Genomic DNA, 14,325 nt, shown 5'->3' with positions numbered 1-14,325 from the left:
TTATGTTCAGGCTCGTTGTGCTTTTGCTGCTAGCGTTAACAAATAGTGCGCTTGCGGCAAATTGTAAACTTGACGAGCCTTTTAAGCACGTAACACTCGACGAAGACAACTTTTATATTGCCGTTTTACGTTTAAACGGGCGCCCGGTGTGGGACGGTTTAGATGTTTACAACGTCGATGATCATTTGCTTGTGCCTGTTTCACTTCTTGTTGATGCAATGGGCCTGAATTGGAACATAGACATTCCTACGAATAATATTGCTTCGCAAGGCGCTGAAAGCCACTGCGATTTTGATATTCAATTTTCATCTACCAGTACAAACTCTCGCGACTTCCTTTATTGGAGTAAAGACGATTTTGACCTTTACATTGATGTAAATGCGCTGCCAGCTTTGCTGCCCGTAAGTTATGAGTTCGATGATTCACTTTTGGTATTAAGTCTTACCAGCAATGATATAGAATTTATAGATACCACAGAGCCTCGGTTGATTGTCCCAACGTTTTATAAAAAAGATACCGAGAGTATCGACCGCGTTATTGACGATACGTACCACTTTTATACCTCCCCATTGTTTAGTTATCGCGTTGTAGCGCAAGACAGGAACGCGCAATCAGAACGATTAAGTGTCAATATCAATGCTGGTTTCGATTTACTTAAGCACGAAACCAACTTTCGAATGAGTAGAGTAAGGGATACTAGCCAACACTTCTTACGACTGACAAGAACGTTAGAGGATACCGCGACGTTACTTAGCGAACGAGGCTTAACCTACGAATTAGGTGATATTCAATTAATCGGAGACAATGTTGTCACCTCCCCCAGTCAATCGCTGGGTTTCCTCATTCACAACGGCGATGACAAGGGACGACGGAACTTTTCCAAAACCACTATTGAAGAGTTTGTACTTCCGGGTTGGCGTGTGCAGCTGTTTAGAAATGGGCAGTTTATCGATGAAAAATTCAGTGACGATCAAAACAAAGTACTGTTTGAAGATATTGACACGTTTTACGGAAACAACTTCTTCGAACTTAAACTTTACGGTCCTGAAGGACAACAGGAAACCCGAAATCAAACCGTTAGCGTTGGGCAAGAGCAAACACAAAAAGGTGACATCGATTTTAGTTTTGGGGTGAATGACAATAATTATCGCTTGTTAGATGGCAAAGTTTCTGAAAGTGGTTTAGGGAAATCAGTATTAGCGAAGGTAGGCGTGGGCTTAACTGATGATACAAGTATATCTGGCACTTACCAACGCTTATGGCTTAACGATACACCACTCGATTATTACACCAGCGCAATAGATACGCAATTTAAAGGTTCTGCGTTGCATGTATCCCTTACACAGCAAGAGCAAGGTGGTTATGCGACGTTTGTTGGATGGAATGGAAGGATTAATCAGGATGTTGTATTTAACTTTTCAAATCGACATCTTAGTGACTTTGTTAGTCAACGCTATGGTGAAAACTCGCTAATTGAAAACGAAACCACCGCTCGAATTAATGGGCAAACTGAATTATTTGGGCGGCTAGGCTGGAACGTCAACCTGTCGTATCGTACGTTTAAGCGAACAGATGACAATGCTAGTCTCGGGCTGAACATAAATAATAATTTATTAGGCGGTACGCTTTCTGGTGGTGTAGTGCTAGGCAAGAATACTGCGGAACCTGTAACTGGCCGATTGTATTACTCTAAGCAAATTGAAGGCTGGCAAGTTGCCAGTGCTTGGGACTTTGTTCCGTCAGATGGCTTTAATACCGACACTTTTTATGTTGCATTGCGCTGGCCTTATTTACTATCTCAACATCGAGAAACACGCTTACAGTACAGAGCAAGCGGTACAAACAACTTTGAATTGCAACATCAGCACAACTGGACCTTCGACTTTGTTAACGTGGGATTGGGTGGAACGCTTGGTGAAGATGGCGACTGGTCAATAAATCTCACATTTACAGGCAATATCAATTATAACCCGTACAGTCGCGCATTTAATTTTGACAGAGCGGCGACCACAGCAGCTGGCAGAATAGATGCTTTTGCATTCCTTGATGCAAACAGAAACAATCAATTTGACAGCAATGAGCAACCTCTAGAGGGTGTGAACTTCAAAGGTAATTCGCAATGGCGCAATGATTACACCAATGAAGAAGGTAAAGCGCGCATTATTACCAGTCACAACTTCCAAACGTTATCGATTGATAGCGCCTCACTGCCCGATCTCTATATGATAGCCGCAGACAATAATGTTGAAGTACTGACGCACAGCGGTGGTGTAAACCAAGTGAATTTACCGGTACACACCATAAGCGATGTAGAAGGCACACTTTTCCTTGTTAGCGAACAACAAAGTCGCGGCGCACCGAGGGTTCAGCTAAATATTGTTGATGAAACTGGCAATAATGTGGCCACAACTTATACCGAGAGTGACGGTTATTTTTACGTTACGCAACTTCCACCTGGTGAGTATGAACTTGAAATAGACGAAGGCTACCTACAGCGAAATGCGCTAAGCGTGAGTAGTAATTCATTGTCATTTATTGCACCTACTGAAGGTGATTCCATCTACTTAGACGACATCAAACTTATCAAGTCAATCGAATCGTCACAAGGTCTCCAATTAGACGATGATAGTCAATTTACCGAAAGTTCGATTATTGATGCCGATGTTAAATACGAAATACAAATTGGTATTTTTAGACATGCTCGTTCGATAAGTGAAGTCGTTAGACACCTCCCTACTACACCGAGCTCAATGCAGTATTATCGCAATCATAGATTAGCCATGACCTATGTAACGGTTGGCGGGTTTACAAGTATTACTGATGCATCGCTATTTTTAGAGGCAATTCAAAGTCACGTTGCGTTTAGTAACGCATTTATTAGTCCTGTTACGCGCTATGAAGGTGAAGATTGGACAAGAGAAACGGCTGTTTATGAATTTGATGAGAAAATTGAAGCGTCGCAACGTGCACTTGCAAAGAGCCTACCCAAACAAATATGTCAGTTGTCTGCATACTACTCCAAGGCATCGGTAAACCCACAAATACTTATATTACACCCAGAATTATTGCTTGTACCAAACTCACCTGCAGACGCAACATTTTATCGATTGTTAGCACCGGTTAACGAAAATGGTAAGTGTGTTGATGACTACCTTGATCATCAATATCGAGACGCACCTTTCATGATCCGCGCTACGAACGTTCTTCACTAGAGCGCGTTGAATTAAAAGGGTTATTGAAAGTTTACGTTAACGGTATAACTGGCTTGATATGTGTCACTGCTTTGCAATTCAGACAACACTTCTAAGTTTCCATGCACACTGATAGTCATGGTGTCGGTTGGCTGAATAGTAGTAACGGAAACACTTTGATCGCCATCGCTATCCGTACTGACTATACTATCGACCGTTATGGCAGGCTGAAAACGCAGTATGCCGTTATCAGAACCGACGACTTCAATTTGATATTCTTGGTTGGCAAGCAACCCAGATATATCGATTAGCCCAACAGAGATATTGGCGTTAGCGCTCACGCAGGCGCCTGATACCGTACCAGAGTTGTCAAGCGAACAGGTTGAGCCTGAAGTGTTGAGTATGCTTCCAAAATGCAGTGGGCTCGCCTCACTTATACTCGGTTCGTCGAATGCCGTAACTGCAGCCTGGAATACTGTGGACGCGGCAGTAACCGGCACAGTAATCGATAGGCAACACAATAGCGTTAGACGTAAAAACATAATTAGAACACTCATCAGATAATACTGAGTATTATAGCCTATTCTTAACCTTGTGCTTAATATCCAGCGACGAAAAATCACCTTCTATATATACCAAAGTATAAATAGACAAAAGTATAAGATCAGAATGCATTACCTAGTCGTATGCGAATGGATATATTGTAAAAACAATATTGCGCCCCACATTAAAGTAAGCGAATCAAAGAAGCGAGTAGTTAACGGGAGCTGACCATGATGTATGAAGATAATGATGATTTAAGTTCGTTCTTTGATGAAATGAAAGACGTTAGACGTATCAAAAGCGATAATGTGGCTCAACTTCACGACCCAGAAAGTGCGCTAGAGAAAAAACGAAAACGCGCATCCTCCCAAGATAGTATTCGAGATAAGTTATTAAATCCTCTGAGTATGGAAGGCGTAAAACCGGTACCGCCTGATGATTTTATAGCCTTTCAACAACCAGGGATCCAAGATGGGGTGTTTAAAAAACTTCGTTTGGGCAAATACCCTTTAGAGAATAAAATTTCGCTAAAAGGAATTTCATTAAAAGAAAGTTGTGATCGCGTTTATCAAACCATTAAACAAAGTCATGAGCGGGGCGTTCGCGCACTGCTTATTCAACACGGACAAGGCCTTGACAGTAAGCCGTTTCCAGCTTTAAAGAAAAGTTATGTGAACCATTGGCTGCGTGAGCTTGAAGAGGTCATTGCGTTTCACACAGCCCAACCATTGCATGGCGGTTTTGGGGCTACTTATGTTTTACTTAAAAAACATCCTGATCAGAAGATGATCAATAGGGAAAATAACAGAAAACGCTAACGCGTATTATCTCGCGTTTTTTAGCCCCCTAAATGAGTAACGCCCGTAGCAGGAAACCTGCTACGGGCGTTAGAATTTTTCTTTCAGACTACTTAACTGAAGACTGCACACTAAGCGTCGATGGAGCATCGGCTGATTTCGCTGAAGTGCTAAACACAGCAGTAACGAACATCAGAACTACAGCAACAGCTACTCCGGTTAAGCCAAACCCTTTTGAAGAACGATTCATTAGTCGTCTCTTATTATTAAAGCCAGCGTATGACTTCGCAACCACGTTGCTTACCACTGGTACAACCCCAACTAAACTCCTGTAACCGAAGCGCATTCCTTGCTTGCACTACAATAGATCAGAGATCCGCTATTGACAAGAGCAAAAAGCAGATTTTTGACGCTTTGCCAAAGGTTTGACACAAAAGGTCTGCTACTTTGGTAAAAAAACGGCTATTTTTGTTTAAATTCAACACGCATTGATGATGAATCTTTCAAAATAGCCGTTTTACTTATTACTGAGATCCGTCAGTTATTAGCCAACAAATTTGCGTGCATTTCTAAAGATACGCATCCACGCGCCATCTTCTTGCCAATCATCCGGACGCCACGAGTTCGCTACCGCTCTAAATACACGTTCTGGGTGCGGCATCATAATTGTACTGCGCCCATCTGATGACGTTAAACCTGTGATCCCTTGTGGTGAACCATTTGGGTTTGCCGGGTATTGCATCGTTGGCTTGCCGTAGTTGTCTACATAACGCATCGCCACTTGCGCACTCACTTGTGCCAGGGCATTATCGTTGGCAAATTCAGCCTGACCTTCACCGTGTGACACGGCAATTGGCATACGAGAACCCGCCATACCGTCAAGTAACACCGACTTAGACTCCATTACCTCAACCATAGCAACACGGGCTTCAAATCGCGCCGACTGGTTAGTAACAAAGTGTGGCCAGTGTTCAGTACCAGGAATCAATGATTTAAGGTTTGATAGCATCTGACAGCCGTTACATACACCTAAGCTAAAGGTGTCGTTGCGGTTAAAGAAGCCTTCAAATTGGTCGCGCGCCATACTATTAAACAAAATAGACTTAGCCCAGCCTTCGCCCGCACCGAGTACGTCACCGTAAGAGAAGCCACCACAAGCAGCAAGGCCAGCAAACTGTTCAAGCGTTATACGACCGGCCAACACATCACTCATATGAACGTCGATAGCGTCGAAGCCTGCGCGAGTAAATGCCGCTGCCATTTCAAGATGCGAATTGACGCCCTGCTCTCTTAGAATGGCGACTTTTGGCTTGACGCCCTTAGCAATATAAGGCGCAGCAATGTCTTCATTAACATCATAAGACAAAGCAACATGCAAACCTGGGTCTCCAGCGTCTTGCTTAGCAGCGTGCTCTTGTTCTGCGCACTCTGGGTTATCACGCAGCTTCTGCATTTCAAACGTAGTTTGCGCCCATGTAGTACGCATAGCAACGCGACTGTCGGTAAGTACAGCAACGCCATCTCGACTGAACTCAATCATGTCTGTCGTGTTAAGCGTGCCGATATCGTGGGTAAGGTCAGTTAGGTCAAACTCGGCCAACACAGCATTAACCGCGTCTATATCGCTTTCTAGCACTTGAATAACGCCACCTAGTTCTTCATTGAACAATACAGCAATCTCATTGCCTTTAAGGGTATCAAGTGTAACGCTCACGCCTGTCTTACCGGCAAACGCCATTTCAGCAACTGTAGTAAACAGGCCACCATCAGAACGGTCGTGATAAGCTTGAACTAACCCTTTTTCAATGAGTGCCTGCATGGCGTCAAAGAAGCCTTTAAGGCGCTGTGCACTGACAACATCCGCTGGGCTATCACCAAGCTGTGTATACACTTGAGCTAAACAGCTCGCACCCAAGCGATTTTTACCTTCGCCAAGATCAAGCAATAACAAACGGCTAGCGCCTTTGTCAGTGCGTAACTGAGGCGTAACTGTCTTACGGATATCTTTAACAGCACCAAACGCTGAAATAACCAGTGACAACGGTGAAGTAACCGCTTTATCTTCACCGTTCTCATTCCATGCCGTTTTCATAGACATTGAGTCTTTACCAACAGGTATCGTTAGGCCAAGCTCTGGGCAAAGCTCTTCACCTACGGCTTTTACTGCTTCGTAAAGGCCAGCATCTTCACCCGGGTGTCCCGCTGCCGCCATCCAGTTTGCCGAAAGTTTAATGCGCTTGATATCGCCTATGTTTGCCGCAGCAATGTTCGTTAGCGCTTCACCAACGGCAAGGCGCGCAGACGCGCCGTGCGATAGCAAAGCCACTGGCGTACGTTCGCCCATCGACATCGCTTCACCGTGATACGTATCAAATGCAGTGGCCGTTACCGCCACATCAGCAACAGGCACCTGCCATGGACCTACCATTTGATCGCGGCTTACAAGACCCGTTACAGAGCGATCGCCAATGGTAATTAGGAACGTTTTCTCAGCAACCGTTGGCAAAGATAAAATGCGATTCGCAGCATCAGCTAATGTAATACCTGTATCATCGAGTGCAGGCGAGCTGACTTTTGTAGAACTTACGTCGCGATGCATTTTAGGTGGCTTACCTAAAAGTACATCAAGCGGCATATCAATAGGTTTATTATCAAATTGGCTATCGTTAAGGTTTAGGTGTTGCTCTGCCGTTGCCTCACCAACCACGGCAAACGGCGCGCGTTCGCGGGCACAAATCGCTTCGAACACTGGCATATTTTCAGGTGCTACAGAGAGTACATAACGCTCTTGTGACTCATTACACCACAATTCAAGTGGCGTCATACCAGGTTCATCTGACAGTACTTTTCTTAGTTCAAAATTACCGCCACGGCCGCCGTCATTGACAAGTTCAGGTAATGCGTTTGAAAGGCCGCCCGCGCCAACATCGTGTATAAACTGAATTGGGTTGTTTTCGCCTAATTGCCAACACGCATCAATGACTTCCTGACAGCGACGCTCCATTTCTGGGTTGTCACGCTGTACAGAGGCAAAATCTAAATCTTCGTTCGATTGGCCAGACGCCATTGACGATGCAGCACCGCCACCAAGGCCGATATTCATCGCTGGGCCACCTAACGCGATTAGCTTCGCGCCAACAGTAATCTCGCCTTTCTCGATGTGTTCACGACGAATGTTACCTAATCCACCAGCCAGCATAATAGGCTTGTGGTAACCACGAACTTCAACGCCGTTGAAGCTATTAACTTCTTGCTCAAACGTACGGAAATAACCCAGTAACGCAGGACGACCAAACTCATTGTTAAACGCCGCACCACCAAGTGGTCCTTCAAGCATGATATCAAGCGCACTTACAATGCGCTGAGGCTTACCATACTGTATCTCCCACGGTTGCTCAGCCCCCGGAATACGTAAGTTAGATACAGTAAAACCAACCAAGCCCGCTTTAGGTTTTGAACCTCGACCAGTTGCACCTTCATCACGAATTTCACCACCTGAGCCGGTTGCTGCACCTGGAAAAGGCGAAATAGCAGTTGGATGGTTGTGCGTTTCTACCTTCATCAATATATCGATATTTTCATGATGGTATTCGTATTGGTGTGACTGCGGATTTGGGAAAAAGCGCCCTGCTTGCCATCCTTCCATGACTGCCGCGTTGTCTTTGTATGCGGAATACACATGATCAGGTAACAACTCGTAAGTGTTTTTGATCATTTTAAACAACGATTTTTCTTGGTCTTCGCCGTCAATTGTCCAACTCGCGTTGAAAATCTTGTGGCGGCAATGTTCAGAGTTTGCTTGAGCAAACATATAAAGCTCTACATCGGTAGGGTTTCTTCCTAGCTTTGTAAAACTATCAAATAGGTAGTCGATCTCATCATCCGCTAGAGCTAGGCCTAACGAGACATTGGCATTTATCAATGCATCTTTGCCTTCACCTAGTACATCTACACTGGTGAATGTATTTGCTTCAGTGTGGGCAAATAGTACAGCAGCATCGTCTGTGTTCGAAAATACAGACTCAGTCATACGGTCGTGAAGAAAACTTGCAATCAGAGCAAAATCATCTTCAGTCAGTTCACTCTCTGTCTCAATATAAAACGCACAGCCTCGTTCAATACGATTAATGCTTTTTAGACTACAGTTATGAGCGATGTCGGTGGCTTTGGAAGACCAGGGAGAGATAGTGCCGGGGCGAGGAGTTATGAGGAAGAGGGTTCCAGTGGGGGTTTGTGCTTGCCTCGCGGGGCCGTAAGTGAGCAGCTTTTCCAATATTTCTATGTGCTGCTTAGACAAATCACCCTGGGAATCGACTAGGTGAACATATTCGCTATAAAGGTTTTTGACCTTAACGCCGGATTGACCCAGCTTTGCAATCAGTTTAGTTTGGTTAAACTCTGACAGTGCAGGAGCGCCTCGAAGGACCAACATATTGATTTACCTGGTTTGTTAGAAACAACGACCACCAATGCGACACGTTGCCTCTTGGATTGATGAGTATTTCGGCGCGGATTATAGAGTAAATATGATCGCTTGATAACCTCATAACGCGCTAACATGACGTTTTTTTTAAACTTAGACGGTTTAATCACAATAAGACAAGGTCTATGCCGCCACTTGAATACAAAAAACGATTAAAACTTTTACTTGTAATCACTTTATCTATGTTGGCTGTAAGCTGTGGTGTGCCATCGGTGCATACTGCTTTATCGACATTGTTAGAGCGCGAATCGTTGCGCGTAGGCACTGTCTACGGTGCTGCAACCTTTTACAACGGTGCTGAAGGGCCACAAGGCTTTGAATACGAGTTGTTAGCAGGTTTTGCCGATTTTCTTGGCGTCACTCTCGATTTGTATCCATTCTATAGCTATGACGTAATGCTTGAACAGTTAGAAGAAGGTAACCTCGATATCGTTGCCACAGGCGATGCCATAACTCCTCTGCTAGCCAAACGATTCGACTACGGACCGGCATACCAGCACGTAGAACAATTATTAATTTATCAAGCTGGAACCACTCGCCCACGAGACCTAGAGCAACTAGATAAGCCTATTATTACCGTTTCTGGCAGCAGCCAGACACAACTACTAGAAGAAAGGCTTAACCTCGCCCCCCCACTTCAACCATCCCAACGATTAGTCACTACTGATGACTCTGACTCTGAAGAGTTACTGCAGCAAGTGGCTGATGGCTCCATTGCTTATACCGTGGCAGATAGCAACCGCCTTGCGCTGCAGCGCAGGCGCCATCCGAATCTTGCTGTCGCATTAACACTTCAAGAAAACATGCCAATGGCGTGGGCGCTACCGCTCAATCAAGACGACTCTGTAAAGGCTGCACTTATCGAGTACTTTGGAACCGTGCATCAATCTGGTTGGTTTACTGTTTTAGAAGACAAATATTTTGGCCACATTAGGCAATTTGACTACGTTGACTCGCGAGCGTTTAACGCATCTGCAGAGACCGTACTCAACGAATATAAACCGTTATTTCAAAAGTACTCTGGCGAGTTGGACTGGCGACTAATTGCAGCAATGAGTTATCAAGAAAGTCATTGGGAACCCGAGGCGGTATCGCGAACCGGCGTAAGGGGACTGATGATGTTAACTATGGATACGGCAAGTGACTGGAACGTTGATGACAGAACCGATCCAGAGCAAAGCATTCGTGGAGGTTCTCGCTACTTTGCCAGCCTGTTAAGTCGCATTCCCGCTCGTATTAGTGAACCTGACAGAACGTGGATGGCAATGGCTGCCTATAACGTTGGAATGGGACATTTAGAAGATGCACGAGTCTTAACACAACGACAAGGCGGTAATCCTGACTTGTGGGTTGATGTAAAACGCCGTCTTCCACAACTTAGACAAAAGAAATACTACCGCACCACCAAATACGGTTATGCACGAGGCGATGAGGCGTTGCAATACGTGGAGAATATTCGCCGCTATTACGACAGTTTGGTCTGGCTTGATGAACAAGGACGTATATAGGCGCGATTAACCTGCCATTTATCCTACGCCTATTGATAATTGTCATATCGATGTCATTTATAGGAAGTAGAGTGAGATATACCTATTTCACCGTACTATCGTGCGAGTGTCATAAACTGAACAAAAGCGTGTTTAATTTAAGCTCGCAACACGCTGAACTGAATGATTGAATGGTTGTCTTACCTCACGTTACGCAAGCAATTGCAAGGAGGATTAATGAAAAAAAACCGTTTTATGAGAAAAGGAACAAAATTGAAGAATAACAATAGACGTAGAATGATGTTAAAACGTTGCCATCAAAAAGTACTGCAGCGCCGTAAATTATTTGTCACAAGCGATATGTTTACCCAATTAACTCGAACAAACTAGCCTTCAGCGCTCTGCTTTTTCGCCTTTTTGGCAGCTTTTATTTCCTTCCTGCGCTTTTGAAAAAAACGTGACAATTTGTCGGCACATTCATCAGCAAGCACCCCAGAGACGATTTCCGCTTGGTGATTAAGCGCAGGATGTTGTAATAAGTTCATTACTGAGCCAGCGGCCCCTGTCTTTGCATCCCATGCGCCAAATACCACGCGCTTAACCCTAGCATGCACCAACATACCCGCACACATTGAGCACGGCTCAAGAGTGACATATAAGGTTGCGTCGACTAATCGGTAATTTTGTACTTGTCTTGCAGCCTGTTGCACCGCTCGAAGTTCAGCGTGTGCCGAAGGATCATGTGTGGTGATAGGCTCATTATACCCCTCACCCACTATTTCACCGTTAACAACAATACAAGCGCCTACGGGCACCTCGCCAATCAACTCCGCTTTATCAGCAAGAGATAGCGCGTGCTTCATAAACTTAATGTCTTGTTCAGAAACCATTGAAATGGCGTCAATACTATCCGCTTGTTGTTGGACCATCTCGGAGCCCAACAATTGATTATTTTCGTTACTCATTCGTCAATTTAACTAACTTGGATGGTGAAATTACTCAAAAGGCTGAAGCCATAAATGTACTAGATCGCGTTAACTCATTATAAAATAGTGACTTTTGTCACTTGGCAATGTATTTGCAATCTTACAATATAACCATACTTGCTATTCGTAACTCGTTACATTTAATGCTTAAACGCTATGCCATTTAGGGCTATAGTAACAAAAGAGATATAGCAGTAAGTAGAAAAATAGACGAAACAGGTAAATTGCCGAGTTTTCATCTACACTCTTTTAACGCCATCTGAGAGGGATACCGCCGTGAATATGACCGCTGTTGCCATTGTTGCCATTTGTGCTTGGGCGCTTGTAAGTATTATCGATAGTGCCAAAGACAAAAGTAAAAAAAAGCTAAATAGCAAAGAGACTGACGCTTACAAAGCAGAAATTGCCGAACTAAAAGAGCGTGTTTCGGTCCTTGAAAAAATCGTTACCGATGAGCGCTATGATTTGAAAAAGCAATTTGCCGATTTAGAAAAAGATCGCGTAGCCTAACCTAGATTTCTATGCAGCAAGGCCAGTATTAATTGGCCTTGATGCTCTCTCACATATCCCCTTTATTGCTAACACAGTGCGATTGCACTTCGCGCTAGCTGCCTTCAAGCAGCTTACGTTCGGCACGCTCCACTCGTCTAGGTTTACCCGCAATCACCAACACGTCATGCGCTTGTAATATGGCATCTTGGTCTGGATCTTTCACTTCGTTGCCATTGCGCCTTAGCCCTTTTACCGTCACGCGCATTCGAGCAAAGTCTATGTCTTTGATGGGTTTACCGATACAGGATGCATGCTCAGAAAGCACGACAGCATGAATAAATTCCAGCTTATCCTCAGTACCATACGTTATCTCGGTTGTCTCACCAGGATAGAAGCCGTGCATATGATCGTACCGGCCTTTTCGCTCTGCACGTACGCGTTTTAAAATACGTGACATGGGCACTCCCGCATAGTGCAGCACCTGAGAGACCAACATTAAGCTTCCTTCTTGAAGCTCTGGAACCACCTGATTAGCACCGGCATTGTAGAGACTGTCGAGCTGATAATCCCGTTTAGTTCGAGCCATTACATCCACGTGCTCTGCAAGTGAGCGAGTCTGTGTAATCACTTGCTTGGCTTTATCTACTTGGTCGAAAGTGACTAACACAAGCTTGGCGCTTTCTACATTTGCACTTATCAAAATATCCTTTTGACTTGCATCACCGAAAATCACTGGTTCCCCCGCATTTCGGCTTTCATGCACTCGAACGGGGTCCATATCAATAGCAACAAAGTGAATGCCTTCCATTTTAAGCATTCGCGCAACAGACTGCCCTACACGACCAAATCCACATATGACAACATGGTTGCTTAACGAACCGCTCAACACCGATGCCGTATCGTCATCGCTCGGCAACTCGTTGTTTACTATACGCTTTGCAATAATAACGCTGTTAGCCATTAGCCATGGCGTGAGAGCCATACTTATAACGCCCATACACACAATAAGCGATGACTGTTGTGAGGTAAGCACGCCGTGAGTAGTGGCCAACGCAGCTATAACAAAACTAAATTCTCCTATTTGGCATAGTTTTACGCCAGCAGACCAACCATCAATTGCATCTGTTTTAACGAGCATTGACGCTGCACGAACCAGTACCACTTTAACAATCATTAACGCGAATACACCAAATACAATCTCAAATAAGCTGTCCCATAGCACCGTCAGTTCAAGTTGCATTCCCACCGTAACAAAGAAGAGCCCCATTAATATATCTCTAAAGGGTCGAATATCTGCTTCTAGTTGATATTTATATTGGCTTTCTCCCAACATCATGCCAGCTAAAAACGCACCCAACGCCATGGATAGACCGAAGTAATAGGTAAGACCACCAGCAAGTAGTGCAATTAAGATGGTAGTCAGTACGAACAATTCATCCGTTCTTGTTCTCGCGACTTCTCTAAATACCCATGGCAGCAACCACTTACCTATCGACATCAGTAGTGCTATTACAAATACACCTTTTAATAGTGCTTCGCCTAGCGCCAACGCAATACTGACTTCACCAGTTTGCGCCAGTAATGGAATCGCAATTAAAAAAGGGACTACCGCAAGGTCTTGAAACAGTAAAATACTGACTGCAAGCTGTGTTCTTCGATTGTTGAGGATCCCCATTTCCGTGGCCTGCTTTATAACAATAGCTGTAGAACTCAGTGCTAACGTCCCGCCAATTATTATCGACGCACTTAAATTGATCCCAAGAAAATACGGTACACAAGTAAAGACTGCTGTTGTGAGCAGCATCTGGCCAAGCCCTACACCAAATACCAATGAACGCATTGCGAGCAGTTTTGGGAGCGAAAACTCTAAGCCTAATGAGAAAAGTAAAAACACAATACCCACTTCAGCTAACAGGTGCATTTCCTCTGGATGGGCAAAAACCGTTAATACTTGTGGACCTGCCAAAATACCGGCAAAGAGATACGCGAGAATGGGTGGCAAGTGTGCGCGTTTAAATAACGCGACGGCACACACAGAAATAAACATCAGTACCACAATATTTAAAAAGCTAGTTCCCACATCAACTCCATCTTGTATAACCACTTACTAATCAAACATTTCAACCAATATCGCTAGACTAGCCCACCCATAAAGCGCTGCAATTAATAGTGTGTTGCAGCTTACACATGGCGCGTGAAGAGGCGTCAAAATAAGAATTGGCATCCACTTTGCTAAATCACATATATAGATGCAAATCCGGCAAGTTTTGCCGCTGTAAAACATTAAGCCAACCATACTATTGGCGTTTAGCAATTACAGAATCGTCAGGGCATTGACGCTATTTT

General features: G+C 44.4%; 9 protein-coding genes. 4 read left to right on the top strand and 5 right to left on the bottom strand.

All coding sequences use genetic code 11. From position 1 onward, the window contains the following. The first annotated feature begins 2 nt into the window (after positions 1–2). Complete coding sequence (locus JN178_RS04830) at positions 3–3,212, top strand: carboxypeptidase-like regulatory domain-containing protein (RefSeq protein ID WP_202264096.1); 3,210 nt, start codon at positions 3–5, stop codon at positions 3,210–3,212. A 20-nt stretch (positions 3,213–3,232) separates the two neighbouring features. On the opposite strand, the gene JN178_RS04825 is transcribed toward JN178_RS04830, so the two are convergent. Next, positions 3,233–3,733, bottom strand: coding sequence for a DUF4402 domain-containing protein (locus tag JN178_RS04825; RefSeq protein ID WP_202266685.1), 501 nt, complete (start codon positions 3,731–3,733; stop codon positions 3,233–3,235). 231 nt (positions 3,734–3,964) lie between these two features. Here JN178_RS04825 and smrA point away from each other — a divergent pair, with 231 nt between their 5' ends. Then, the gene (gene smrA / locus JN178_RS04820) at positions 3,965–4,552 is read left to right on the top strand and encodes a DNA endonuclease SmrA (protein WP_202264094.1); all 588 of its coding nucleotides are present in this window, start codon (positions 3,965–3,967) and stop codon (positions 4,550–4,552) included. 88 nt (positions 4,553–4,640) lie between these two features. Here smrA and JN178_RS04815 read toward each other — a convergent pair whose 3' ends face one another. Both JN178_RS04815 and purL read right to left on the bottom strand, forming a co-directional pair. Continuing rightward, entirely contained in the window at positions 4,641–4,781 is a 141-nt protein-coding gene (locus tag JN178_RS04815; protein WP_201283734.1) for a hypothetical protein, read from the bottom strand. 294 nt (positions 4,782–5,075) lie between these two features. Then, complete coding sequence (gene purL / locus JN178_RS04810) at positions 5,076–8,963, bottom strand: phosphoribosylformylglycinamidine synthase (protein WP_202264093.1); 3,888 nt, start codon at positions 8,961–8,963, stop codon at positions 5,076–5,078. Positions 8,964–9,139: 176 nt separating this feature from the next. Here purL and mltF point away from each other — a divergent pair, with 176 nt between their 5' ends. Further along, positions 9,140–10,522, top strand: a complete 1,383-nt coding sequence (mltF, locus tag JN178_RS04805) for a membrane-bound lytic murein transglycosylase MltF (RefSeq protein ID WP_202264092.1) — start codon at positions 9,140–9,142, stop codon at positions 10,520–10,522. A gap of 365 nt (positions 10,523–10,887) precedes the next feature. Here the strand turns inward: mltF and tadA are convergent, their stop codons facing one another. Further along, positions 10,888–11,391 carry a tRNA adenosine(34) deaminase TadA gene (gene tadA, locus JN178_RS04800; protein ID WP_442859696.1) on the bottom strand — a complete coding sequence of 168 codons (504 nt, stop codon included), beginning with the start codon at positions 11,389–11,391 and terminating at the stop codon, positions 10,888–10,890. Positions 11,392–11,769: 378 nt separating this feature from the next. Here tadA and JN178_RS04795 point away from each other — a divergent pair, with 378 nt between their 5' ends. Continuing rightward, on the top strand, positions 11,770–11,997 hold the full coding sequence (locus JN178_RS04795) for a hypothetical protein (protein ID WP_159623779.1): 228 nt from the start codon (positions 11,770–11,772) through the stop codon (positions 11,995–11,997). 94 nt (positions 11,998–12,091) lie between these two features. Here the strand turns inward: JN178_RS04795 and JN178_RS04790 are convergent, their stop codons facing one another. Further along, complete coding sequence (locus tag JN178_RS04790) at positions 12,092–14,059, bottom strand: cation:proton antiporter domain-containing protein (RefSeq protein ID WP_159623629.1); 1,968 nt, start codon at positions 14,057–14,059, stop codon at positions 12,092–12,094. Positions 14,060–14,325 lie beyond the last annotated feature (266 nt).

Source organism: Alteromonas sp. KC3, from assembly GCF_016756315.1.
Taxonomy (GTDB): domain Bacteria; phylum Pseudomonadota; class Gammaproteobacteria; order Enterobacterales; family Alteromonadaceae; genus Alteromonas.
This window is presented reverse-complemented; position numbering and strand designations above follow the sequence as displayed.